The sequence below is a fragment of the Streptomyces sp. WI03-4A genome (genome assembly GCF_033792105.1).
GTDB classification, from domain to species: domain Bacteria; phylum Actinomycetota; class Actinomycetes; order Streptomycetales; family Streptomycetaceae; genus Streptomyces; species Streptomyces collinus_A.
In genome coordinates this window covers 25,954-50,912 of record NZ_JARAUO010000018.1, presented here as the reverse complement: position 1 = coordinate 50,912, position 24,959 = coordinate 25,954, and the positions used below count along the sequence as shown (strand labels likewise).

General features: G+C 72.4%; 20 protein-coding genes. 4 read left to right on the top strand and 16 right to left on the bottom strand.

The annotated features are described in order from the left end of the window. Nucleotides 1-388 precede the first annotated feature (388 nt). The 5 genes from PV343_RS19685 to PV343_RS19665 all read right to left on the bottom strand — a co-directional run bounded on the left by PV343_RS19685 (nt 389) and on the right by PV343_RS19665 (nt 7,633). A complete protein-coding gene (locus PV343_RS19685) occupies nt 389-1,720 on the bottom strand; it encodes a wax ester/triacylglycerol synthase family O-acyltransferase (RefSeq protein WP_319148261.1) in 1,332 nt (443 codons plus the stop codon). Between the two features lie 158 nt (nt 1,721-1,878). Continuing rightward, nucleotides 1,879-4,200, bottom strand: coding sequence for a GH92 family glycosyl hydrolase (locus PV343_RS19680; RefSeq protein WP_319148260.1), 2,322 nt, complete (start codon nt 4,198-4,200; stop codon nt 1,879-1,881). Between the two features lie 126 nt (nt 4,201-4,326). Beyond that, nucleotides 4,327-5,526 carry a glucose-1-phosphate adenylyltransferase gene (gene glgC, locus PV343_RS19675; RefSeq protein WP_388236151.1) on the bottom strand — a complete coding sequence of 400 codons (1,200 nt, stop codon included), beginning with the start codon at nt 5,524-5,526 and terminating at the stop codon, nt 4,327-4,329. Nucleotides 5,527-5,633: 107 nt separating this feature from the next. Beyond that, nucleotides 5,634-6,785 carry a glycogen synthase gene (gene glgA / locus PV343_RS19670; protein WP_319148259.1) on the bottom strand — a complete coding sequence of 384 codons (1,152 nt, stop codon included), beginning with the start codon at nt 6,783-6,785 and terminating at the stop codon, nt 5,634-5,636. Nucleotides 6,786-6,826: 41 nt separating this feature from the next. After that, nucleotides 6,827-7,633: a (2Fe-2S)-binding protein gene (locus PV343_RS19665; RefSeq protein WP_319148338.1), complete on the bottom strand. Its 807-nt coding sequence runs from the start codon at nt 7,631-7,633 to the stop codon at nt 6,827-6,829. 229 nt (nt 7,634-7,862) lie between these two features. Between PV343_RS19665 and PV343_RS19660 the strand changes: the two genes are divergently transcribed. Continuing rightward, a complete protein-coding gene (locus PV343_RS19660) occupies nt 7,863-9,362 on the top strand; it encodes a DMT family transporter (RefSeq protein WP_319148258.1) in 1,500 nt (499 codons plus the stop codon). Here PV343_RS19660 and PV343_RS19655 read toward each other — a convergent pair. Then, nucleotides 9,352-10,566, bottom strand: a complete 1,215-nt coding sequence (locus tag PV343_RS19655; protein WP_319148257.1) for a transglycosylase family protein — start codon at nt 10,564-10,566, stop codon at nt 9,352-9,354. The two genes, PV343_RS19660 and PV343_RS19655, sit on opposite strands and share 11 nt — an antisense overlap. A 282-nt stretch (nt 10,567-10,848) precedes the next feature. On the opposite strand from PV343_RS19655, the gene gndA reads away from it, so the two are divergent. Beyond that, nucleotides 10,849-12,288, top strand: a complete 1,440-nt coding sequence (gndA, locus tag PV343_RS19650; RefSeq protein WP_319148256.1) for an NADP-dependent phosphogluconate dehydrogenase — start codon at nt 10,849-10,851, stop codon at nt 12,286-12,288. Between the two features lie 759 nt (nt 12,289-13,047). On the opposite strand, the gene PV343_RS19645 is transcribed toward gndA, so the two are convergent. Continuing rightward, a complete protein-coding gene (locus PV343_RS19645) occupies nt 13,048-13,392 on the bottom strand; it encodes a GNAT family N-acetyltransferase (protein WP_319148255.1) in 345 nt (114 codons plus the stop codon). 28 nt (nt 13,393-13,420) lie between these two features. Further along, complete coding sequence (gene panD / locus PV343_RS19640; RefSeq protein WP_317446600.1) at nt 13,421-13,843, bottom strand: aspartate 1-decarboxylase; 423 nt, start codon at nt 13,841-13,843, stop codon at nt 13,421-13,423. Between the two features lie 274 nt (nt 13,844-14,117). Here panD and PV343_RS19635 point away from each other — a divergent pair, with 274 nt between their 5' ends. Beyond that, nucleotides 14,118-15,386 carry a bifunctional GNAT family N-acetyltransferase/ATP-binding protein gene (locus PV343_RS19635; RefSeq protein ID WP_319148254.1) on the top strand — a complete coding sequence of 423 codons (1,269 nt, stop codon included), beginning with the start codon at nt 14,118-14,120 and terminating at the stop codon, nt 15,384-15,386. A 37-nt stretch (nt 15,387-15,423) separates the two neighbouring features. Here PV343_RS19635 and PV343_RS19630 read toward each other — a convergent pair whose 3' ends face one another. The 7 genes from PV343_RS19630 to PV343_RS19600 all read right to left on the bottom strand — a co-directional run bounded on the left by PV343_RS19630 (nt 15,424) and on the right by PV343_RS19600 (nt 22,544). Then, on the bottom strand, nt 15,424-15,912 hold the full coding sequence (locus PV343_RS19630) for a DUF5994 family protein (protein WP_319148253.1): 489 nt from the start codon (nt 15,910-15,912) through the stop codon (nt 15,424-15,426). A gap of 284 nt (nt 15,913-16,196) precedes the next feature. Beyond that, nucleotides 16,197-16,469 carry a hypothetical protein gene (locus tag PV343_RS19625; RefSeq protein ID WP_319148337.1) on the bottom strand — a complete coding sequence of 91 codons (273 nt, stop codon included), beginning with the start codon at nt 16,467-16,469 and terminating at the stop codon, nt 16,197-16,199. A 262-nt stretch (nt 16,470-16,731) separates the two neighbouring features. After that, on the bottom strand, nt 16,732-17,268 hold the full coding sequence (locus PV343_RS19620) for a DUF5994 family protein (RefSeq protein ID WP_319148252.1): 537 nt from the start codon (nt 17,266-17,268) through the stop codon (nt 16,732-16,734). A 470-nt stretch (nt 17,269-17,738) separates the two neighbouring features. Continuing rightward, a complete protein-coding gene (locus PV343_RS40430; RefSeq protein ID WP_415923502.1) occupies nt 17,739-18,116 on the bottom strand; it encodes a hypothetical protein in 378 nt (125 codons plus the stop codon). Nucleotides 18,117-18,235: 119 nt separating this feature from the next. Continuing rightward, nucleotides 18,236-19,702 carry a long-chain-fatty-acid--CoA ligase gene (locus PV343_RS19610; protein WP_319148251.1) on the bottom strand — a complete coding sequence of 489 codons (1,467 nt, stop codon included), beginning with the start codon at nt 19,700-19,702 and terminating at the stop codon, nt 18,236-18,238. Between the two features lie 13 nt (nt 19,703-19,715). Beyond that, the gene (locus PV343_RS19605; RefSeq protein WP_319148250.1) at nt 19,716-21,422 is read right to left on the bottom strand and encodes an aldehyde dehydrogenase family protein; all 1,707 of its coding nucleotides are present in this window, start codon (nt 21,420-21,422) and stop codon (nt 19,716-19,718) included. Between the two features lie 198 nt (nt 21,423-21,620). Then, nucleotides 21,621-22,544, bottom strand: a complete 924-nt coding sequence (locus tag PV343_RS19600) for a TauD/TfdA dioxygenase family protein (protein ID WP_319148249.1) — start codon at nt 22,542-22,544, stop codon at nt 21,621-21,623. A 390-nt stretch (nt 22,545-22,934) separates the two neighbouring features. Between PV343_RS19600 and PV343_RS19595 the strand changes: the two genes are divergently transcribed. Beyond that, nucleotides 22,935-24,248: an MFS transporter gene (locus tag PV343_RS19595; protein WP_319148247.1), complete on the top strand. Its 1,314-nt coding sequence runs from the start codon at nt 22,935-22,937 to the stop codon at nt 24,246-24,248. A gap of 90 nt (nt 24,249-24,338) precedes the next feature. Here PV343_RS19595 and PV343_RS19590 read toward each other — a convergent pair whose 3' ends face one another. Beyond that, entirely contained in the window at nt 24,339-24,944 is a 606-nt protein-coding gene (locus tag PV343_RS19590) for a TetR/AcrR family transcriptional regulator (RefSeq protein WP_319148246.1), read from the bottom strand. Nucleotides 24,945-24,959 lie beyond the last annotated feature (15 nt).

Below are 24,959 nucleotides of genomic sequence, written 5' to 3'. Positions count from 1 at the left end.
GCCACGGGATCCTCGCCGTGGAGGTGACGGACACCACGCGAATACGGCCCCACGGACCATGTCGCCGGGGGCTTCTTCGGCCGCCTGCGGGGCACGGACCGGGGGCCGGGCACGGGCGATGCGAGCGGGCACCCGGGGCGCCACCTTCGGGCGTTCGGGGCGCCACCTTCGGGTGTTCGGGGCCCACCGCACAGCGCGAGCGGGAGTCCGACGCCGGGCCCGGGCGGGCCGGGCCCGGGCAACGCGGGTGAGTCCCCCTGGCGGGACGGGGGGGGCGGCCGGGCCCCAGGGGCGGACCCCGGGGGCCCGGGAGCGGACCCAGGGGGCGGAGGGGGCGGACCCCGGCGGGGGTCGGCCCCCCGGTGTCAGACCCCGGCCGGGCCAGGACTCAGGCGTCGCAGGCCGTCAGGAGGGTTTCCACCTCCTCGGAGACCGCTCGGGCGAAGACGTCCAGGTCCGGGACGGCCTGGGCGTCGGCCACCAGGCCGTAGTGCACGTGGCCTCGGTACGTGGAGATCGCGACCGCGAGCGACTGGCCGGGGGCCAGCGGGGCCAGCGGGTAGACCTCGGTCAGGTCGTGGCCGCCGAGCCGGAGGCCGAGGCCGGGCAGCGGGACGCTGGTGACGAGGATGTCGAACCAGAGCCGGGCGGCCTGGCCGACCAGCGGGCCGCCGAGCCGGTGGCCGAGGGCGGGCACGTGGTCGGCGAGCAGGGCGACGGCGCCGGCGCCCCGGTCGGGGCCCGCGTCCTTGTTGCGGACCATCGCGGTGCGCACGGTGTCGAGGCGGCGCAGCGGGTCGGGGTCGTCGACCGGAAGCCGTATCAGGTAACCGGAGAGCCGGTTGCCCTGTGGCTGGGCGGTGCGTGGCCGGCGCCGGGAGACGGGGATGAGGGCGCGCGGGGCCACCCCCTCGCTGCCGTCGCCGCGTTCGTCCAGCCAGCGGCGCAGCGCGCCGGCGACGACGGCGATGAGGACGTCGTTGACCGTGCCGCCCACGCTCTTGCGGACGCGGTGCACGTCGTCGATGTCCAGGACCACCCCGGCCGTGCGGCGGGTGCCGCTGGGCGCGGAGGTCAGCGCTGACGAGGGCCGCATCCCGAAGGTCGAACGGGCCAGCGAGGCGCCGATGTCGAGGGCTCGGCCGGCGTCCGACAGGGCGCCCCTGACCAGGCCGGGGAGGAGGGCGGGCAGTCTGCGCACGTCGGACAGCAGGGTGCGCGGCGGCTCGACGGGACGCGGGCCGCGCTCGGGCAGGTCGACCGGGTCGAGCACCCCGGCGGCGAGCTTGAGCGCGCGCAGGCCGTCGGCGAGCGCGTGGTGGAACTTGAACAGCACGGCGAAGGAGACGCCGTCCTCGCCGGGCAGCACATGGGCCTCCCACGGCGGCCGGCCGCGCTCCAGCGGACGCTCCATCAGCCGCCCGGCGGCGGCGTGGAAGTCGGCGGTAGGGGCGTGCAGCCGTACGTGGTTCAGCGGGTCGAAGTCCGGGTCGGTCTCCCGGGTGGCGCCCCCGAAGGAGAGCGGCTGCCAGACGTCCCGGATGCGCATGCGCAGTCCGGGCACGGCGGCGGCCCGCGCGGCGAGCAGGTCGGCGGCGTGGGCCCCCGCCGTGGGCGAGTGCGTGGCGAAGACACCGAGCGCGCCCAGGTGCATCGGGTGCCGGTCGGACTCCATGTTCCAGAAGGCCAGGTCGAGGGGGGCGAGCAGGTCGGAAGTCAAGGGCTTGCCTCGCGTGGGCGGGAGGACGAGATGGAGCGTGCAGGACAACAGTCAAGACCCGCTGGGAGATTACGGTCAAGTACGATCAGGCTACGCTCAGTTAACAGCAGATTAAGTCCCGCCCTCGGGGAGCGGCGGGACTCATGAGACTCCTGAGGTCACTTCAGCACCGGTGGCGCCGCCTGGGGTGACGTACCCCACTCGGACGGGCGCGGGCCGACCGTGAACGCGACGGTGCGCAGCGAGCGCAGCGCGTCCGTCGTCAGGTAGGTCCGGGCGTGCGGCCTGCCGTCCGTGCGGACCGCCTGGACGTAGCGGGAGGTGGCGGAGGTGCCGGGTGCGGTGACGGTGAACCCGCCGCCCGGCCAGAAGCGGCGGTCGAGCGTGAGGTCGACCCGGTCGAACACCGGGGTGGACAGTCCCCAGGTGTTGTAGCCGGGCTGGACCGGGAAGAGCCCGATCGACGACAGCACGTTCCAGGCGGACATGGTGCCGAGGTCGTCGTTCCCGGTCATGCCGGTCGGACCGTCGGTGAAGAGGGTGAGTGCCGCGTGGACCACGTCGGTGGTCTTCCAGGGCTGCCCGGTGGCCAGGTAGGTGTACGGCGCGACGAGGTCGGGCTCGTTCATCGGGTTGTACTTGTCGGCGTTGTAGTAGTCGTACGCGTCCCCGTGCACCCACACCTCGCGGGCGGTGCGCGCCGGGTCGGCCAGCAGCCGGTCGTAGGCGAAGAAGGTGTCCAGGCGCTCGTTGGCCGCGCGTGTGCCGCCGATGAGGTCGATCATGCCCGGCAGGTCCTGCGGGACCAGCCACTGGTACTGCCAGGCGGTGCCCTCGTGGAAGCCGGTGCCGCGGGCCGGGTCCGCGGGGCCGGTGAAGGCGCCGGAGGCGTCCCGGGCCCGGAAGAAGCCGGTCGAGGGATCGAAGAGGGTGCGGTAGTTCCGCGACCGTGCGGCGTAGCGGGCGGCGTCCGCGTCGTGGCCGAGACCCCGGGCCATCTGGGCGAGCACCGCGTCGGCGAGCGCGTACTCCAGGGTGACGGAGGCGCCGTGGTGGTAGTCGGAGTCGCCCAGCTTGGACAGCGGGCGGTCCTTGACGAAGGGGGCGTAGCCGTGGGCGATGTACTCGGCGTTGGCCTCCCGGCCGATGCCCGGGTAGCCGGCGGGCGGCACCCCGTCGGCGTTCTTGCGCAGCGCCCGGTACGCCCGCTCCTCGAACCCCTTGAGCAGGCCCGTCTGGTAGGCGGTGGTCAGGAAGGGGGTGACCGGGTCGCCGCTCATGCAGTTCGTCTCGACCGGCCCGTAGCCCCACTTGGGCAGCCAGCCGCCGTCCTCGTCCACCTTCACCACCGACAGCGCCATGTCGCGGGCCTCGCGCGGCGCGAGCAGGGCGAGCAGCTGGGCCTGGGTGCGGTAGGTGTCCCACAGCGACCAGTTCTGGTAGTACGTGAACCGCTCCGCGCGGTGGACGCGGCGGTCCCAGCCCATGTACCGGCCGTCGGCGTCGCTGCCGATGTTGGGCGCGAGGAACGAGCGGTACAGCGACGAGTAGAAGGTGCGGCGCAGCGCCGGGTCGCCGCCCCGCACGCGCACGGTGGCCAGCCGCCGCTCCCACTCCTCGCGGGCCCGCCGCCGTACCGCGTCGAAGGACCGGCCGCCGCCGGCCCGGAGGTTGACCGCGGCACCGCGCGCGTCGACGTACGACAGGGCGGTGGTCGCCTCGACGGTACGGTCCTTCGTCGTGTCGAAGCGGACGTAGGCGCCGCCGCGGCCGGTGCGGGCGCCCGGCGTGACGGCCGCCCCGTCCCAGGTGCCGTAGGCGGTGAACGGCCGGCTGAACCGGGTGATCGTGTAGACGGTGTAGGGGCCGGTGTCACGGCAGAAGCCGTGGCCGGTGATCTCGGTGCGCACGGTGCGGTCGTCGAGGATCTCGACCGAGCCGGCGACCGGCTTGTGCAGCGCCTGGGCCGCGTTCAGCAGGACGTTGGCCCGGTCGGTGGCCGGGAAGGTGTAGCGCTGCACCCCGGTGCGCTCCGTCGCGGTCAGCTCGGCGCGGATGCCGGAGTCGAGGCCGACGCCGTAGTAGCCGGGGCTCGCCTGCTCGTCGGCGTGCGAGAAGCCCGCCGCGTAGCGTGTGTAGTCCGTCTGGGTCACCTCGCCCGTGGTGGGCAGCACGGGCAGGTCGCCGCCGATCCGGCAGCCGACGCCCGAGAGATGGACCAGCGAGAAGCCGCGGACGCGGTTCTGGGTGTAGTCGTAGCCGGTGCTGTGCCCGGTGTCGGGGGAGAGCTGCACCATGCCGAAGGGCACGGTCGCGCCGGGGAAGGTGTTGCCCTCGTTCTGGCTCCCGATGAAGGGGTTCACCAGGTCGGTGAGGTGGCCGTCGGTCCGCTCGGCGGCTCGTGCGGCGGGGGTGGCGATCAGCGCGGACGCTGCCATCACCCCGGCCAGGCACAACCGCGTGCGCCGGGTCCCTCTCATGTCGGATTCCCTCCGAAGGTTCGACATCGTTGCCTGCATCGTGGCGGGCGAACGAGGCGAACCCGGGTATTCCGGGAGGGTGATGCGGCGCGCGTCGCGCGCGGGAGCCGTCCGGCGGCGCGTGCGTCAGGGCACGCGCTGCCCCTTCCCGAGCGCGATCACGCCGCCCTCGGAGACGGTGTACAGCTCGGCGTCCCGTTCCGGGTTGACGCCGATCGTCGCGCCCGGCGGCACCTCGACGTTCTTGTCCAGCACGGCGCCGCGGACGATCGCGCCCCGGCCGATGTGCACGTTGTCGTGCAGCACCGAGCCCTGTACGACCGCGCCCGGGTCGACCCGGACGCCGGGCGAGAGCACGGACCGGGTGACCTGACCGCGGATCAGGCAGCCCGCGCTGATGATGGACTCGCTCGCGATGCCGCCCGCGTTGAACCGGGCCGGCGAGAGCTGGTTGGAGTGGGTGTAGATGGGCCACTGCCGGTTGTACAGGTTGAAGGCGGGGCGCTCGGCTATCAGGTCCATGTGCGCCTCGTGGTAGGCGTCGAGGGTGCCGACGTCCCGCCAGTAGCCCTGGTCGCGGCTGGTCTCGCCGGGCACGTGGTTGTCGCTGAAGTCGTAGAGCTGGGCCTCGCCGCGGCCGGTGAGCTGGGGCAGGATCGAGCCGCCCATGTCGTGCACGGACTGCGCGTCCTCGGCGTCGCGTTGCAGCGCCTCGATGAGCGCCTTGGTGGTGAAGACGTAGTTGCCCATCGAGGCGAACACGCACTCGGGGTCGTCCGCGAGGCCGGGCGGGTCCGCGGGCTTCTCCAGGAAGCGCTCGACACCGCGCCCGTCCGAGCCCGGGGTGATCACCCCGAACGAGGACGACTCCGAGCGGGGCACCCGGATGCCGGCCACCGTCACCCCGGCGCCGCCCTCGATGTGCTGGGCGAGCATCTGCCGCGGGTCCATGCGGTAGACGTGGTCGGCGCCGAACACCGCCACGTATTCGGGCTGTTCGTCGTACACGAGGTTCAGCGACTGCAGGATGGCGTCGGCGCTGCCCAGGTACCAGCGCGGGCCCAGGCGCTGCTGGGCCGGTACCGGGGTGACGTAGTTGCCGAGCAGGCTGGACATCCGCCAGGTGGTGGTGATGTGCCGGTCCAGGGAGTGCGACTTGTACTGGGTCAGCACGCAGATGCGCAGGACGTCGGCGTTCACCAGGTTGGACAGCACGAAGTCGACGAGCCGGTAGGTGCCGCCGAAGGTGACGGCGGGCTTGGCCCGGTCCGCGGTGAGCGGCATCAGCCGTTTGCCCTCCCCGCCCGCCAGCACGATCCCGAGCACCGAGGGCCGTCCGCCCCGGCCCACACCGCTCCCGCGGGGGTAGTCCCATCCACGCACGGCCGCTCCCCTCACCCTGGTTCCACCATGGATGCCCCGAGCACGCGGGACTAAGCCTGCTTGAGGATCTCCTCGTAGAGTCCGGCGGTGCGCCGGGCCACCGCGTCCCAGCCGAACTCCCCGACCGCGCGCACCCGTCCCGCCTCCCCCATCCGGCGGGCCGCCTCCGCGTCGCCGAGCACCGTGTCCAGGGCCCGGGCGAGGTTCGCCTCGAAGGCGTCGTCCACGTCGACCAGCAGACCGGTGCGGCCGTCGTCGACGACCTCGGGGATGCCGCCGACAGCGGAGGCGACGACCGGCGTGCCGCAGGCCATGGCCTCCAGGTTGACGATGCCGAGGGGTTCGTACACCGAGGGGCAGACGAACACGGCCGCCCGGGTCAGGAGTTGGATGACGTCGGGGCGGGGCAGCATCTGCGGGATCCAGAACACGCCCGCGCGGACCCGGCTCAGCTCCTCGTACAGCTCCCGGAACTCGCGGTCGATCTCCGGGGTGTCGGGGGCGCCGGCGCACAGCACCACCTGGGCGCCCGGGTCGATGTCCCGTACCGCGCGCAGCAGATGGGGGACGCCCTTCTGCCGGGTGATCCGGCCGACGAACAGCACGTACGGGCGGTCCGGGTCGATGCCGTGCCGGGCGAGCGCGTCGGTGCCGTGGTCCGGGCGGTACAGGGCGGTGTCGATGCCGTTGTGCACCACGTGCACCCGCGCCGGGTCCAGCGCCGGGTAGCAGGCGAGGATGTCCTCACGCATCGCGCCGGACACGGCGATGACGGCGTCGGCCGCCTCGACGGCGGTGCGCTCGGTCCAGCTCGACAGCGCGTAGCCGCCGCCCAGTTGCTCGGCCTTCCAGGGGCGCAGCGGCTCCAGCGAGTGGGCGGTCACCACGTGCGGGACGCCGTACAGCAGTTTGGCGAGGTGTCCGGCGAGGTTGGCGTACCAGGTGTGGGAGTGGACGAGTTCGCGGCCCTCGAGCGCGCCCGCGATGGACAGGTCCACCGAGAAGGTGCGCAGCGCGTCGTTGGAGCCGTCGAGGACGGACCAGGGGCGGTGGCGCACCACGCCGACGCCGCGGCCCTCGCCCCAGCAGTGCACCTCCAGGTCCACCAGCGCGCTCAGCTCCCGGGCGAGGAACTCGACATGGACGCCCGCGCCGCCGTACACGTCCGGCGGGTACTCCCGGGTCAGCAGTCCCACACGCACCCGACAACCCCCTGGTCTCGCCGACAGGTTCCCTTTCATGGTCACCCAGATGCGGCGCGCGGGGAAGAGCGCGGCGGGCGGGTGAAGCAGCAGTCACCGCAGACCCCGCCGCCGGGGACGCGGTAGTACAGGCAGCAGCTACGACGGCGGAAGGCCGGAGCGGGGTGGGTGGCGGTGGCGCGCAGCAGTGGGTGGGTGAAGAGGTCGTCGGTGTGGAGGCGGGCCCGGTCGGCCACGTCGGTACGGCCGTGGGCGCGGGCCCAGCGGTCCAGTTCGCGGGCCGCCCCGGCGAGCGCCGAGCCGGCGTTGCCCCACAGCAGGCCGGTAGCGACTCCGTACCGGGCCGTCAGGGCTTCCCCTAGGGGGCGGAGATGGGCGTGCAGCACGGTGTCCGCCAGGGTGGCCGGGTCCCCGGGGGCCGCGCGCACCTCGGTCAGCCACAGGTCGTCCGGGGCGGGCGCGGCGCCGTCCCAGCGCAGCAGCCCGGGCCCGAGGTCGGGCAGCCGGCCGTAGAGGGCGGCGCACGCCAGGGCCGTGGACCACAGGCGGGCGGCCAGTCCCTGGTGGGCGATGGAGGCGGCGACCCGGGCCTCACCGGTGCGGAGCCGGTCCGCGACCGTGGCGACCCGCGAGGTCAGCGCGTCACGGGCGCCGCCGTCCGCCGCCGTCGTCCCGTCCGCCGTCCCCGGGACGGCCGTTGCCGCGGCGGCCGCCGTCGCGGCCGTCGCGTAGGTCTCCGCGAGGGTGGGCGGGAGCGCGCCGGGCGGGCGCCGCGCGCCCGCGGTCGTGCGCAGGACGAAGAAGCCGCCGAGCGGCCGGAGGGCGGCGAGTTCCGGGTCGAGGTCCACGAAGAGCATCACTACCAGGCCGCGCCGCCGCCCCCGAGCCGGGGTTCCCCCGGGGCGGCCGCCCGCCTTGGGGATGAGCGGCCGGGCCGCGTACTCCATCGGCAGTAGGACCCATTGAGTGCTCAGGGACGACGACGGGGAGGGGCCGAACGGGCAGAGTGTCGACCATGGAAGCCGACCGTACGCCGCGCCGGGCCCAGGGGTCCCGCCTCACGCGAAGGAACTGCCGATGAGCGCCCTCGCGTTGTCCGTGCTGCTGTCGTTCGTGTCCGCGGTGGCGTACGCGGGCGGGGCGATCGTGCAAGAGCAGGTGGCGCTGTCCTCGCCCGGCGGTTCGTACCTGCCGCTGCGCCGGGCCGGCTGGTGGGCGGCGCTGGGCCTGAACGGGCTCGGCGGCGTCCTGCACGTCGTGGCGCTCGCCTACGGCCCGCTCAGCCTCGTGCAGCCGCTCGGCGCCCTGACCATCGTCTTCGCCCTGCCCATGGCGGCGCTGTGCGTGGGCCGCAGGGCCGGGGCGACCGCCTGGCGCGGTGCCGTCATGGCCTCGGTCGGCCTCGCCGGCCTGCTGTCCGTGGTCGGCTCCGCCGGGACCCACTCCCTGGACCCGGCCCAGCGGGTGGCTGTCGCGCTGGTCACCGGCGGAGCGGTCGCGGCGCTGACGGTCGCCGGCCTGGCCGCGCACCGGCACCCGGCGGTGCGCAGCGTGCTGCTGGCCACCGCCTCCGGCATCGCCTTCGGCATGTCCTCGGTGTTCACCAAGACCGTCGCGGTCGACTGGGACGCCGGGATCGGCCTCGGCGACCTGCCGTCCCTCGCGGTCATCGGTGTGTTCGCGACCGCCGGCGTGCTGCTGTCGCAGGCCTCCTACCGGGGCGGCGGGCTGGCCGCCCCGCTGGCCACGCTGACCGTGGTCAACCCGGTGCTGGCCGCCGCGGTCGGCATCCTGATGTTCGGTGAGACGTTCCGCTACGGCACCACGGGCACCCTGCTGGCCCTCGGCTGCGGCGTGGTGGCCTGCGGCGGTCTGATCCTGCTGACGACGGAACGCCTCGAACCGGAGCGGGAGCCGGTCCCCGGGCAGGAGGCGGTCCCCGCCTCGGCCCCGTCCTTCGAGCAGGAGGCGGTGCCCGCCCTGGCCCCGGCGGCCGAGGACGAGGCTCCGGTGCCCGGGTTCGCCGCCCGCGAGGCGCTGACGGCGGTGCCCCGGCAGCGGGGGTCCGCGGCGGAGTCCGGGCGGGACTCGGCGGGACGCGTGGAGATCGGTGACCCCGACCCCGACGAGCTCGCGGAACTGGCGGAGATCGCCGGCATCGCGTGGGCCACCGAGGTCGTGCGGATGACGGAGATGGCGGAGTTCGCGGGAGACCCGGCCCCGGAAGGTGGCGGCCCGGAGTTCGCGGGCTCTCCCGGGTTCGAGGGTTCCGCCACGTACGCGGGAGGCCCGGGATTCGCGGGCGCTCTGAACCTCGCGGAGGGCCCGGCGTCCGGCGAGGAGCCGAAAGCCGGGGGCGGGCCGGGCACCCGGGGTGAGCCGGACGTCGCGGGCTCGCCGGAGCCCCCCGGCGAGCCCGCGACCCCGGACACGACCGACGACACGGTGCCCGCGTCGGACGCGGCGGCCCCGGCGTTCGTCCTCCCGCCGTCGTACGCCCCGCTGTCCGCGACCTTCTACGTACCGCTGCCGGTCCTGCACCGGCAGCGGCAGCGGTACGCGCGGGTCAGATCCTGACGCCGCCGGCCCGCAGGTACGCGAGCGGGTCGATGTCGGAACCGAAGCCGGGCCCGGTCCGCACCTCGAAATGCAGATGCGGGCCCGTGACGTTCCCGGTGGCCCCGGAGCGGCCGATGCGCTGGCCGGCGGAGACGCTCTGCCCGGCGCGCACGGAGATGGCGGACAGGTGCCCGTACTGGGTGTAGCGCCCGTTCGCGTGCCGGATCACCACCTGGTAGCCGTACGAGCCTCCCCAGCCGGCGGCGACCACGTGCCCGGCCGCCGCCGCGTGGACGGAGGTCCCGGTCGGCACCAGGAAGTCGATCCCCGTGTGGTAGCCCTTCGACCAGTGCGACCCTCCCACGTGGTACCCGGTGCCGATGGCGGCGTGCACGGGGGCGACGAGCGTGTGCCCGTCGGTGTGGTGGGTGGGCGTGTGGGTGTGCGTGTGGCTCTGATGAGTCGGATGGGTCTTGTGGCTCTTCTTCTCGGAAGGCGCCTTCTTCTGTGAAGGCTGCTTCTTCTTCGGGGACTTGGACTTGCTCCCGGTGCGCGTGTCCGGCGCCGGCGAGGCGGTGGGGCGCAGGTCGAGCCGCTGACCGGGCAGGATCAGGTCGGGATCGGGGCCGATGGTGGCGCGGTTGCCCGCGTACAGGCGCCGCCAGCCGCCCCGCACGTGCTGCTCGCCGGCGATGCCGGAGAGCGTGTCGCCGTGCACCACCGTGTACATCTCGGCCCGGCCCGCGCGGGACTGCGGGGTCGTCTGCGGCTGCACGTCCCGCGCGGAGGTGGTGTGCGCCGGGCGGGAGCCGGCGCTGTCCGTGTGCGGTTCGGGTGCGCCGCCGCCCCGGTTCAGCCCGGCCCGCACCGAGCACACCGGCCAGGCGCCGGGCCCCTGGCCGTCCAGGACCTTCTCGGCGACGGCGATCTGCTGGTCCCTGGTGGCGAGGTCGGCGCGCGGCGCGTAGCGGGTACCGCCGTAGGCCGCCCAGGTGGACTGGGTGAACTGCAGCCCGCCGTAGTAGCCGTTGCCGGTGTTGATGCTCCAGTTGCCGCTGGACTCGCAGGCGGCCACCTTGTTCCAGGTGGACGCGTCGGCCGCGTCGGCGACACCCGTGGCGACCAGCGGAAGGGCGAGGCCGGCACCGCCCGCCGTGACGGTGAGTGAGGCGCGGTTGATCCTGGTCGGCTGGTACCGGCGATGCCGGCCGCGTACGGCCATGTCCGAAATCCCCTCGGCATGCGTCAGGAGCGGCAAAAGTAAGCGCTGCGAACAGGCCATGACAAGACGGGAAATCAGCCTCTCGACGCGTGCAAGTGGCCGGTATCGGGCCCTCTTTGCGGGGATCGGCGGCGAGCCGCGGCGACGCTGAGGCGCCGGGCGCCTTCCGTGCGTACACATGCCTGGCGGGTCGGATGTGCGCTCGCCGTAGCGGCACGTCAGGATGGGCGAGGGCCCGTACTGACGGAGCCGTAGTCACGAGGCAGCTAGGGAGCAGGCGGTATGAGCACTTCAGCGCAGATCGGCGTCACGGGACTCGCGGTCATGGGCCGCAACCTCGCCCGGAACTTCGCGCGCAACGGCTACACGGTCGCCGTGCACAACCGTACGGTGTCGCGGGCGCAGGCGCTGGTGGAGGAGTTCGGGGACGAGGGGGACTTCATCCTGGCCGAGTCCGCCAAGGAGTTCGTGGCGGCCCTGGAGCGTCCCCGCCGTCTCGTCATCATGGTCAAGGCGGGCGACCCGACGGATGCCGTGATCGAGGAGTTCGCGCCGCTGCTGGAACCCGGCGACATGATCATCGACGGGGGCAACGCGCACTTCGCGGACACCCGCCGCCGGGAGAAGGCGCTGCGCGAGCGGGGCATCCACTTCGTCGGCATGGGCGTCTCCGGCGGCGAGGAGGGCGCGCTGCACGGGCCGAGCATCATGCCGGGCGGCCCGCGGGAGTCCTACGACTCCCTCGGCCCGATGCTGGAGAAGATCTCCGCGAAGGCGGCCGACGGCGCGCCGTGCGTCACGCACGTGGGCCCGGACGGCGCGGGTCACTTCGTGAAGATGGTGCACAACGGCATCGAGTACGCCGACATGCAGCTGATCGGCGAGGCGTACCAGCTGCTGCGCGATGTCGCCGGGTACTCCCCCGCGCAGATCGCGGACATCTTCCGCACCTGGAACACGGGCCGCCTCGACTCCTACCTGATCGAGATCACCGCCGAGGTCCTGTCCCACGTGGACGAGGCGACCGGCGAGCCGTTCGTGGACGTGGTGGTCGACCAGGCCGAGCAGAAGGGCACCGGCCGCTGGACGGTGCAGATCGCGCTCGACCTCGGGGTGCCGGTCTCCGGCATCGCGGAGGCGGTCTTCGCCCGCTCCCTGTCCGGCCACGCGGCGCTCCGGGAGGCCTCGCGGGGCCTGGCGGGACCGCAGCCGTCCCCGCTGTCCGAGTCGGAGGCGGCGGCCTTCGCCGACCGGGTCGAGCAGGCCCTGTACGCCTCGAAGATCGTGTCGTACACGCAGGGCTTCCACGAGATCGCGGCGGGCAGCGAGGAGTACGACTGGGACATCGACCTCGGCGCCGTCTCCGCCATCTGGCGCGGGGGCTGCATCATCCGCGCGGCCTTCCTCGACCGCATCCGGGCCGCGTACGACGCCCGGGCCGACCTGCCGAGCCTGCTGTCGGACGAGACGTTCGCCCAGGAGATCGCCGCCGCGCAGGACGACTGGCGCGAGGTGCTGGTCGCGGCGACCCGTCAGGGTGTGCCGACCCCCGGCTTCGCGGCGGCGCTGGCGTACTACGACGCGCTGCGCGCGGAGCGCCTGCCGGCGGCCCTCACCCAGGGCCAGCGGGACTTCTTCGGCGCCCACACCTACCGCCGGGTGGACCGGGACGGCTCGTTCCACACGCTGTGGGGCGGGGACCGGTCGGAGGTCTCGGCGTAGCGCTCCGCGAAGGCGGCAAGCGGCGGCCCCCTCCCCACGTTCCCCGGTCCAGGGGTGGGGCGGGGGCCGGTCTGCGTCTGCGGACGGGGGCGCCGAGCCGTGGCCAGAGGCCGAGGGGGTTGACCGCCGCCGGTCCTTCGGTCCCCGCCCGCCGCCCCTGGGGCATCGGCCCCTCGTCCTCCCCCGGCCGCTCAGCTGAGGGGCGGGCCCGGCTCGGGGCTCGGTGTGGGTTCCGGCCCTGGCGGGATCGGGGACGGCGAGGGCTCGGGCGGGCCCGGCGCAGGTGGTGACGGGGGCGGCGTCGGGTTGGGACCCGGCGGCGGTGGCGAGGGCTCCGGGCCGGGCCCGGGGCTCGGGACCGGACTGGGGTACGGGTCCGGCGGGGTCGGGCCGGGGCCCGGGCCGGGCGTCGGAGCCGGTGGGGCGGGGTCGGGGTACGGGCTGGTCATCGGGGTCCTCCGGGCAGTCGTCGGACGTCGGCTCTGATCTACTTCCCCGCCTACCCGAGGCCCGCTCCGCCACTCACCCGACAGCGGCACGGAGAATCAGGCCGCCCGCGGACCGCGGCACAGCCCCGCCGCAGTCCGCCCGGGAGCCGGACCGAAGCAGCGCCCCGAAGCGCACCGCACTCGTGAGCCGCACCGCACCCCGTGAGCCGCACGGCACCCGCGAACGCCGACGCGGCCCAGAGCCCGGGAACGCCGGCTCAGCCCACCCACCGCACCGCCGCCCGCGGACCCGGCAAGCAACCTCGGCTCCCTAGAACCGCCCGGGGTGGGCCCGCAGCCAGTCCTTCGCGGCGGCGAGCAGCCCGGGGTCGGCCGCCGGGGCCTCCTCGGGGTGACGGGCGGCCCACTGGACGACGTAGGGGCACAGCGGGGCCACCGGGACGCCCTCGCGCGCGGCGATGGTGTACAGCTCGCGGGCCAGCGAGCCGGCGATGCCCTTGCCCTCGTGGGCGGGCTCCACGACGGTGTGGACCGGGACCAGGGCGGGCGCAGGCGACTCGAGCACGAAGTACTCGATGTGGCCGACGACTTCGCCGTCGCCGACCGCTTCCAGGCGGCCTGCCGCCCGGTCGTCACGGATGTCGATGCCGCTCATGCGCGCGCTCCTGGTCCTCGTCCGCCGGTCAGGCCGCGGGTACGGCCTGCGGGCTGCGTTCCTGGTCCGAGCCGGGCACCGGCGCGGACGGGTCGGCGCCGAGCTCCACGATCCGGTTGCCGGCGTCGACGTGCACGACGCTGGGCCGGAACTCCCGTGCCTCGGCGTCGGTGACCTGAGCGTAACTGATGATGATCACCAGGTCCCCGGGGTGGACCAGGTGGGCGGCGGCGCCGTTGATCCCGATGACCCCGGACCCGCGCTCACCCTCGATGACGTACGTCTCCAGGCGCGCCCCGTTGGTGATGTCGACGATGTGCACGAGCTCGCCCGGCAGCAGGTCGGCGGCGTCGAGCAGATCCGCGTCGATGGTCACCGATCCCACGTAGTGCAGGTCGGCCTGGGTGACGGTGGCGCGGTGGATCTTGGACTTGAACATGGTGCGCAGCATGTCGGACTCCTGAATGAAGGCTCCCTGCCTGCTTTTTGCAGGTCAAGGGCGGTCTTCACTGTACACCGGCACGCGCTTCGGAGCCGATGATTGTGAGGAACATCGGTCCAGTACGGCGTCTCCATCGCCGTCGACGACGTCCACCTGCCCGACGAGGAGGAAGCCGAACCGGACGAGGGCCGCGTGAGGTGATCCGCCGCCGCGCCCCTGGCGGGCGCGCGTCCTCCGGGCATCGGCCGATGATGGGAGTACGGCCGAACACGTGGAGCTGATCATGACGGGTTGGCGCGTCAGGGACTACACCCAGGACGATCTCGAAGCACTGATCCGTGTCGACATGGAGAGCGGCACCGCCGAGGAGCCGCCGCTCTTCCCGCTCTCGGACGCCGTGACGGCCCTCCAGACCCGTCACCCGGCTGTGGTGGCCACGGCCGACGACGTGCTGATCGGTGCCGCGGTGAGCAGGGTGGAGGGCGAACGGGCATGGATCCTGCGCATCTGCATGGCGCCCGGCTGGCGGCAGCGCGGGCTGGGCAGTGCCCTGATCACCGCCCTTGAGCAACGGCTCTTCGCCGTCGGCGTCCGCGCGGTGCACGCCGCCCTGCCCGAGGGCGGGACCGGTGCCACCGCCCTGCGCAACTGCGACTTCGGTGCCCGCCCCGGCCTGGTCTTCTTCGAGAAACGCGGACCGGTGACCCCGCAGTCGGCCGGCACACTGTCCTCGCTCGGAGCGGAGCTGCCGCCGGGGGGGCTGTGGCAGAAAGTCGCGGGCATGCAACGGGAGAAGCGGCTCATCGAGCGGCGCCTGGTCCTGCCGCTGGCCCATCCCGAACTGGCCGCGCAGCACGGAGTGGAACTGCCACGGGCGGTGATGCTGTTCGGCCCGCCCGGGACCGGCAAGAGCACGTTCGCGCACGCGATGGCCAGCCGCCTGCGATGGCCCTTCCTCGAACTGTTCCCCGCCCGTCTGGCCGCCGAGTACGGCCTGGCGACCGGGCTGAACCGGCGCTTCGACGAGATCGCCCGGCTCGACCACGTCCTCGTGTTCATCGACGAGGTCGAGGAGATCGCCGGCGAACGCGGTGGCGCGGACGCGACCGCTGTGGGCGTCGTCAACGAACTGCTCAAGGCGATCGTCCGGTTCCGCGGCCAGGACGGGCGGCTGCTCGTCTGTGCCACGAACAACGTGACCACGCTCGACTCCGCGTTCCTGCGGCACGGCCGCTTCGACTACGTGCTGCCGATCGGCCCTCCCGACCACACCGCCAGGACCGCACTGTGGGAGAGCTACCTGGCCCGAGCGGGCGCGCCGGCCGACAGCGCGGTACTCGCGTCCGCCAGCGAGGGGTTCACCCCCGCCGACATCGCCCACGCGGCACGAACCGTCTCCCAGGCCCAGTTCGAGCGCACCTTCGACACCGGAACCCGGGCCACCCCCACCACCGTCGACTATCTGGAAACGATCCGCGACACCAAGCCCACGGTCAGCGCCGCCATGGCCCAGGAATTCTCCCAGCAGACGAAGAAGTTCGCCCGCATCTAGCGTCCAGCCCGATGGGAGTCGATCCGCGGCGGATGCGTCAGGCCGGCGTAGGTGGCGTGTCGCTGCCCGTCTCGATGAGGATCTGCCTGGACCCGGTGACGTTGTCGGCCCGTACGGCCCTGGCCATCGCGGCGCGTGCCGCGTCGGGCGACGTGTCCGGAGGGACCAGCATCAGGGAGAAATGGTCCCGGTCGCCCCGGGTGATGAGGACGGTGTCGTCACCGACCGGGAAGGAGTCGATGTGGACGACACGGCCGTCGACCATCACCCGGGTCGGCAGCTCGTCCCAGGCGCTGCCGTCCAGACCGACCCGGGTGACAGGTCCGAGATGCTCGGTGAACGCGGAGATCAGCGAGGGGAGCTCGGCACTTATGTCCCGGGACCGCGGCCACCAAGCGCCGTCCAGGATTCCTTCGCGTGCGCGTGTCGTCTCCAACCTCAGCAGGGCGGTCCCCGGTCTCACCGACCGGTGAACGGCGTCCGGCAGGAGCCGGGGGAGGTGGTCGGGGGTGTCTGAGTCGGTCATGATGTCCGCCCGTCCGCAAAGATCAGTGCGACCGCAGAGCATGCGACCGCGATACGACCCTGCTAGCTCACCGTACGCCCGAACGACCCGCGCGAGCGCCTCGCCGCACGGCGCGGTCACGGAAACAGGCAACGGCTCCGGCGTATACCCGCCGGAGCCGCCCTTCCGGGTCGTTGCACGTGAGCGTGCGCCGACCCGCTTCCCACGTTACGCCCAGAGGGATGGATCCGACATGAACGAGCCTCGTCAAGGTTCGCTTCGGTCCCAGAAGCCGACGTGGCGGCTCAGCCACGCCCTTCCTCTTCCGTCTCCATCTGCCGGATCCCCTGGTGCGTCAGCGTGATCATGGCGGGCGTGTTGCCCCTCCCCCAGTCCACGACGACCAAGCCTTCGCCCGCCAGGTACATACAGGCAGCGGCCATGTCCTGCTCAGGGATACCGAGGTCGGTGCGGAGCTTCGCCCCGTCGACGCCCAGGAGGCGATTGCCCTCGGCGGCTTGGTACAGAGCCCGCATGATCCTGTCGCGGTACGTCTTCCGGTCTCGCAATATCGCCATGACGCGCCTTCCTCTACTGCCCACGGTCGGGCCGAAGTCGGTGTCATCCGCGGCCGCCGTCGCGGTGGGGCGCGTCGGAGCGCTCGCGTCCACCGCCCGCCGACGGCCCCTCCGGGGCCGACGCCCGGTCCCCGGCAGAACATCGCTGTAGTGGAAGGCAGCGATCCGTTCGTCGTGCTGACCGTTGAGCCGGTGGATCAGAACGACTCCGACGGCGACCAGAAGGAGCAGTACGGCCACGGCGATGACAGTCATGGTTCTCTCACCTCGGCCGCCCGCCGGGCGGAGGCCCTGTCGAGCCGATGGGCCGGGGCAGAGACGACGGCCGACCTGCTCCGCCGTCGGTCTCCCCCGCTTCTTCCCTGCTTCGGGCAGCGATCCCTTCTGCTGCTCCCTCCCGGGCCGGGACATCGATGCCGTCGCCGGCCATCAGCTGCGCGGCGGCGTCCGCACCGGTTTCCGGCGGAATCACCAGCACGTCCCGGCGGCCATCGGTGGAGACAAAGGTCAGTCTGTGCGGATCCTGCTCCTCGGTGGACCAGCCCACCTGCACGGTACGCCCGGCGGTGGACACCCAGAGCGGGGTGACGGGCCAGTGGGCCGGGTGCACGGTGACACCTGTGATGCGGCCCCAACGTTCGCCCAGGGCGGCCGTGAGGATCGGCAGCTCACGGGTGAGGGCACGGGAGCGAGGCCACCACACGCCGTCCAGGCCGCCCGGCGCGGGTGTCAGGGACAGCCGGGCCGGCTGCGGCGGCGCGCGTCTGCTCGATGTCGTACGGTCGATGGTCACGGCCATGGCGCGGACCTGTCCCCGGGCTCGTGGGTGCGGCCCGGCGCTGTCGATCACCGGAAACGGCACCCGCAGCGGAGCCGGTGCGCGAAGAACTCCCGGTGTCCTCACACTACTCCGCTCACCGGCCCGTAAAGCCGGGAATGACCAGGTGGTTTCCTGCCTTCAGGACCTTGGCGCCGGTGCCCGATGTGTCGGCGCGGACCGAGAGGGTGCAGCTCTACCTGACCGGACCTTCCTCTTCTCCTCCCTGTTCGTCAGGCATGTCCAGGATTGCTTCTCGGGTGTAGTGAGGGGTCCCTTGGTGTGGGGCCGCCCCGGGTGCCATGAGTTCGGCGAGGAGTCCGCTCAGGTCATCCGTGGACAGCGCCAGGCCCAGGGTCTGCACGATGCGCAGAGCGCAGTCCCGGATGCACTGGCCGCTCTTCTCGGTCGCCGCCGTGCTCCTGATCTCGTCACACACCCGGCTGAACTGCTCAGCGCTGATCGTCGGCCGACTTACCAGTTGCGCCATGGTGCGCTCCTCCTGGATGAACGGGCCGTTCCACCCGCTCTTCCAGAAAGCGCTGAGCACACCTCGATGGCAACTGGAGAGAGCAAGCGCGCGGGCTGGTGGAGGTGACGAACAGGTACCGGTCCTCGGGGCGCGGGTCCGCACCGAGCCCGAGCGCCTTCAGCGGCTCCACCACGATGCCACCGTGGCTCTGCACGATGCCCTTCGGGACGCCGGTGGTCCCCGACGGCCGGAGGATCCGGAGCGGGTGCTCGAAGGGTAGGTCGGCGAAATCCGGTGCCTGGCCGGTGGACGGCTCCAACCCGCAGGAGGCACCGCTCAAGGCGGTGAGTTCATCCACCGACGTGGCCGCCTGGGTCCGACACCTGTGCGCGAACACCTCCGGCGCCGAGGAGGAGACTCTCCTGGCAGCGAAGTCGGTCGGGCGATGGCTCGCAGCCCCGGCGCGGCCGCGGTCGGCTAGAAGCCCCCGATCTCGCGCTTGAGGATCTTGCCGGTGGGGCCCTTCGGCAGGGCGTCGACGAGCCGGATCTCGCGCGGGTACTTGTACGGCGCCACGCGGCGGCGCACGAACTGGCGCAGTTCCTCGGCGTCGGTCCGGGCGTCGGGACGCAGGGCGACCACGGCGGCGACCTCCTCGCCGAGGAGGTCGTGGCGGATGCCGATCACGGCGGCCTCGGCAACGCCGGGATGCTCGTAGAGCACCTCCTCGATCTCCCGGGGATAGACGTTGTAGCCGCCGCGGATGATGAGGTCCTTCTTGCGGTCGACGATGTAGTAGTAGCCGTCGCCGTCCACCCGGGCCAGGTCGCCGGTGTGCAGCCAGCCGTCCACGATGGTCTCAGCAGTGGCGTCGGGGCGTCCCCAGTAGCCGGCCATCACGTTGTGGCCGCGTACGCACAGCTCCCCGACGCCGTCCTGCGGGTCGAGGATGCGCATCTCCACGCCCTCGATGGGGGTGCCGACCGAGCCGGGTCTGCGGGGCCGGTCCAGGTGGTTGAAGGAGACCACCGGTGAGGTTTCGGACATGCCGTAGCCCTCGAGGACCGAGCAGCCGAAGGCGGCTTCGAAGCCATGCAGCAGCTCGACCGGCAGGGAGGCTCCGCTGGAGACGCACAGGCGCAGCGAGTCGGTCTCGGTGCGGGAGTCGCGCCGGTGCTCGGCGAGCAGAGCCGCGTACATGGTCGGTACGCCTTCGAAGACGGTGACCTTCCGGTCCGCGATGGCGCGCAGCGCCTGGCCCGGATCGAAGCGTGACAGCAGGGTGAGACGGGCACCGGCGATCACGGCGGCGTTCATGGCGCAAGCCTGGCCGAAGGCGTGGAACAGTGGCAGGCAGCCCATCATGACGTCGTCGGGGGTGAGGCGAAGCACGCGCGCGGTGATCTCGCAGTTGCGCGCGAGTCCGGCGTGGGTGAGCGTGGCGCCCTTGGGGACACCGGTGGTGCCGGAGGTGTAGAGGATGACGGCGAGGTCGTCGCCCCCGCGGGCGGTGGCCGGCTCCGGGTCGGGGTGCCCGGCGAGGAGGTCGACCAGACCTCCGGGTGCGATGGAGACGATCGAGGTCGCGGCGCCGTCCGCACCGCGTCGTGCTTCTTCGGCCGCGTCCTGGTGGGCGAGAAGCAGGGTCATGGTGCAGTCGCGCACGTAGTGGGCGATCTCGCGCTGTCTCAGCAGCGGGTTCATCGGTACTACGACGGCGCCGGCGCGCAGGATGCCGTAGTACAGGACGGGGAATTCGGGGAGATTGGGCAGCATCAGGCCGACCCGATCGCCGGGTCGGACGCCGCGGGCGGCAAGGAGCGCGGCGGTGCGGCCGGCGAGGGCGTGCAGTTCGGCATAGGTGAGCCGCTGGGCCCCGAGTTCGACGGCGGTCCGGTCGCCGCGGGTGCCGGCGGCGCGGGTGAGGAAGTCGTTGAGGTTCATCCGGGGTTCCTGATCAGCCGCGCAGGGCGGAGGCGAAAACGGCGGAAAGCAGCGCGGGGTTCGGCGCGGTGGTGAAGCGGGTGACGCGTGCGAGGGTGGTGCGGCCGGTGCGGTTGGTGACGAAGTACGGCGGCTTGGGGGACAGTGAGGGACATCCGGTGAACAGGCCGCGCGGGGCTGGGGCGAAGGGGGCGCGCAGCACGGTCTTCTCGATGTCCTCGAGCATGAAGGCGTTGTTGACGAATCCGATCCCGCTGCCGATCGCCTGCCGGGTGTGGCCGGGGTGGGCACCCCACGGGGTGTAGCCGAGCAGGAAGTTGACGCCGGACCAGGTGTTGACGCCGATGGTGCCGTAGCGCAGTTCGGCCAGGGCCCCTTCCAGCGCGTCCGGATGGGTCCGCTCGGTCCGGGGGTGGACGATCAGGGTCGCACCGAGCGTGCCGGGGAGAGTGGCGTTGGCGAAGTCGACGGCGTGCTGCAGGAAGTGCGCGGGGGTCTCGCCGGGCAGGCGGACGACGCCCAGGGCGCTGGCGAAGACCTCGCCGGTGAGCAGCATGTCGTCGCGGTCGGTGATGTCCGGAACCAGGATCCGAGAGTCGTCGGCGTGACATTCGGCCTGCGGGTGCTCCGCGAGCACGGCCTGGAGCCGCTGATGGGCCCCGGGGTAGTAGTCCCTGCGGGCCGGCAGGGCGCGCAGCACCCGCCGTATCTCCTCCAGCAGCAGGTCGGTACCGGGCCACGAGCGGGGCAGCACCAGCACCTGGCTGGCGATGCAGTTGTGGCCGGAGTTGTTCATCTTGCTGGTGACGATGTGCTCGGCCTGGAAGCGGAAGTCCGCCCTGCTCCACGGCCCTGGCACCACGATGCACGGGCTGACCCCGCCCAGCTCGCTCGTGAACGGCTTGTCGATCAGCGGAGTATCCTCGCGCCGGCGCCGCTCGGCGCGGTCGTCGGTGCCCCAGACGATGGCGTCGTGGGTGCGGTCGCTGCCGGTCACATGGATGGAGTCCACACCGTCGTGGGCGGTGAGGTAGGCGCCTTCGGCGGTTCCGCCGTCCACGAACCGCACCCAGCCGCGCTGGATGTACTCGGCGAAGATCCGCTCGAAGTGCGGGCGCAGATAGGCGTTGACCGGGTTCATCTTGGCGACGACGACCTGACCCTCGGCATAGAGCTTGTGCAGGATGTCGGTCGCGGTGAGCGCGGCGACGTTGCCGGCCCCCAGGACCAGCGCCACACCAGGACGCCGGGCACCGCCCCGATACGGTCCGGCCGCTCGGCTCCGTGCCTGCTCTGCCGTGATCCCGGCTTGCATCCGGACCCGGGCCGAGTAGCCGCCCAGCAGCAGACGGTCCCAGCCGGTGACGGGGAAGACGTCCACCCAGGTACGGCCGCCCCGCTGGTGCACCGCACCTTCGGGCAGCGGTTCGCGGCCCGCGGCCAGGCGTCGCATCACGTGCAGCCGCGCGCCGACGTTCTGGGCCAGCGACCACGGGCCGCCGGCCCAGTCCTCCGCGGCCCACGGGGCGTCCGGGCCGTACCCCTTGGCGTGTGCGCCCGCCGCGGCGAGGTCGGCCGCGCCGTCGCGGATTCTGGGCATGAGCCGTTCCAGCAGATCGATGCGCTCGGTGAGCGGCGCGGTCGCCCAGGACGAGGCGTGGTCACGCAGCTCCTTCAGGGTGCGGTCGAGGACGGGCGTGTCGAGGGCGGGGCTGTTCACGTCACTCCTTGGCGGGGCGGACGAGCGGAGGCAGAACGAGGGGTGTCACGCAGCGCGGAGCCGAGCGTCATGGCCGCGGACCGGAAGCGATCAGGGTGGCTTGGTGGCCGTGCCGTCCGATATGGGCAGCACGGCCACCAGGGGGAGGCACGACGGTGAGCCGCTGGATCGCACGGAGTGCCGATGGCGGCGGCGTGCTCAGGACAGCGGGACGCCGGCGATCGCGATGCGCTCCATCACCCGACGCTGGGGGTAATAGTCGTTGATGGCGTAGTGCTGGACGGCGATGTTGTCCCAGATCGCGATCGAGTCCGGCTGCCAGCGGAACCGCACCTGCAGCTCGGGGACGCGCGCCTGCAGGCCGAGCTCGTGGAGCAATTCCCGGCTCTCGTCCTCGGGAAGTCCGACGATGCGGGTGGTGAACGGCTCGTTGACGTACAGGGTCTTGCGCCCGGTACGCGGGTGCCGCACGACGACCGGGTGCTCCACCGGAGGCAGGAAAACACGCAATGCCTCGATCTGCTGCGGCGTCATGAACGAACCCCAGCTGGGCTCCCAGTCGTGTACGGCGGTGAGGCCGTCGATGCGCTCCTTCATCTCGGCCGTGAGGTTGTCGTAGGCGGCACCCATGTCGGCCCACATGGTGTCGCCGCCGGCCGACGGGACCTCGACCGAGCGGAGCACCGAACCCAGGGCGGGCGCGGCCATGAACGAGTGGTCACTGTGCCAGATGTTCTCCTGGCCGATGGCCGTCGCGTCCTTCGCCAGCCGTGAGACGCCGACGGTGTCGCCCTTGGGGAAGAACGGGTTCGGCTCCGGCTCCCCCCACACCGCGGCCAGGGCGAGGTGGGCCTCGACGCCGACGTCGTGCTGGTCACGGAAGAAGATCACCTTCCATTCGAGCAGTGCCTGCCGCAGTTCTTCCGCGAGCTCATCGTCGATCGGCCGGGACAGGTCCACACCGTCGATCTCCGCCCCGATGTGCGGAGTCATCGGCGCGATCTTCAGCAGCCGGTACTCGGCCGGTGCCGTACCGGGCGCGGTCCGCTCCAGCACACGCCGGCCGAAGTGGATCAGCGGTTTGTCCAGCAGGGGGTTCTTGTCGGCTCCGGTGATCTCCATGAGGTCCTCCACGGTCGCATCCCAAAAATCGTTACGGGCAGTATCGATATCGCGAGAGGCGACCGCAAGGGTTTCTCCATGACCATTTCGCAGCCTCGCCCGCGGGGCACGGTGAATGCACGTCCTGTGGTCGCCGCCAGTGACCGTCCGAGGCTCGCCCCCCATCCCCGCCGCCCGACGAGCAGGCCTCGACAAGGGCGCCCCGCCGCCCTCCCCGCATTCACGGCACACAGGTCTTGCCGTCACCCCGGGCCGTATCGATACTTCACGTAACGATTTCCTTGCCGCTGCGATCGGCGCCTGTCGGCGCGCCTCGATCTGTCGGCGCTTCTTTCCCGTGCCGTACGCCGACCACGTCTGTCCGAGAGCAGCTACCTTCGCGGAGACCCCGTGCCCAACACCGATCTCACCCCCGTCACGCTCACCGACCCCGTCACGACGAGCCACAGCCACCGACGGCATGCCTGGACCGCCACTGGGCTGCTGGTCGTCTTCATGATGGTCAACTTCGCCGACAAGTCCGTCCTCGGACTGGCGGCCGACCCGATACGCCATGACCTGGGCCTGTCCGCGACCGGATTCGGGCTGGCCAACAGCACGTTCTTCCTGTTCTTCTCGGTCTGTTGCGCCGCGGGCGGGCTGCTGGCGGACCGGGTGAGGCCACGGTGGCTGCTGCTGGGCATGGCGCTGCTGTGGTCGATCGCCCAGATGCCGATGGCTCTCGGTGGGGGGCTGTCCGCGCTGGTCGCCTCGCGGATCGTGCTTGGTGCCGCAGAGGGGCCCGCCTTCCCCGTTGCCCAGCACAGCGCCCTGGCGTGGTTCCCGGACCGGCGACGCAATCTTCCCGGCGCCCTGCTCAACGTGGGAGTCGCCCTTGGTGTGGTGCTTGCCGCACCGGGGCTGACCTGGGTGATCCAGCACCACGGCTGGCGCTCCGCCTTCGCCGCCGTCGCCGTCGCCGGCGTGGTGTGGGCGGCGGCCTGGGCCGTTTTCGGCAAGGACCGGGCCACGGAAACCGGCGGTCAGGGCGCCGGTACCGCCCCCGACGGCAGCGCCGAAGAGCACTCTCCCGGCCTCTCGTACCGCCGCATCCTGGGCACCAGGACCTGGATCGGCGCCACGATCGGCTACTTCAGCACCTACTGGGTGATCGCCCTCTCACTGGTGTGGGTGCCTTCGTACCTGCACGACGGCCTGGGCTACCCCGCCACCACCGCCGCCGGCCTGGTCGCCGGGATCTGGGCGGTCAGCGCCGTCACGATGCTGGGACAGGCCGGAGTGACCGGATGGCTGCTGCGCCGCGGCGTGACGAGCCAGTGGGCCCGTGCCCGCGTGGGAGGCATCACCCTTCTGGTCTCGGCGCTCGGGTGTGCCACCCTTTCGCAGGCCGCGCGCGGGCCGCTCACCGTGCTGCTCCTGCTCCTCGGTTTCGGCCTGTGCGGGGCCATGTCGACCGTCGCGGTCACCTCGGTCGCCGAAGTCGTCCCGGCCGGCCGGCGCGGCGGCGCTCTCGGCCTGATGAACGCCGTGGTCACCACAGGCGGCCTGATCGCCCCCGCCCTGACGGGATACCTGGTCGACACCCAGGGCAGATCCGGCTACCAGCACGCCGTACTCCTCACGGCTGTACTGCTCCTGCTGGGTGGCACGGCCGCCGTGACCCTGATCGACCCGGCGCGCGACGCCCGCCGCCTGGCCCCCTGACAGTCGCCGCCGACCCTGCGCTGCAGCGTTTCGCCCCGACGACGGACGGTACGTTCCGCATGCAACCCGAGCCGGACGGGCCGGCGGTTCTCAGGTTCCCGGGTGACCAACCGCCCGGACGACCAGATCCACCAGGTCCTCCACAAAGCGCGGGCTGGGCAGTTCACGTTCCGCCAGCAGGCGGTACACCAACGGTGCCGCCACCAGCGTGGCGGCCGAGCGGATGTCGATGTCGGGCCGCACCTCGCCGCGGGCGATGCCACGTTGGAGGATGCGGCGCGTCGCGGCCATCAACCGGTCCGTATAGTCCACGTACTCTCCGCGGGGCTCGCCCGCCTCGGTGGCCGACGCCATGAGTTCGGCCAGCAGCCGCGCCGTACCCGGTCGCCGGTACGCCTCCAAGCGCGCCGTCAGCACCTCGCGCAGTTCGGCACGAACGTCTCCCAGGTCCGGCACCGACAGCGGGCCGATGCGCGACTCGGCCGCCGCAATGATCAAAGCCTGCTTGGAAGGCCAGCGCCGATAGATGGCGGGCTTGCTCACGCCGGCACGCGCAGCCACGGCATCCATGGTCACCGCTTTGACGCCCTGCTCGGTCACCAACTCGATCACCGCCTCAAGGGTGTCGCCCGTGACCCGCTCCTGCCGCGGCCGCCCCGGTCCCCGTTCGGCCTTCTGAGTCTCTGCGCCGCCCATGCTTCGAGAATACGG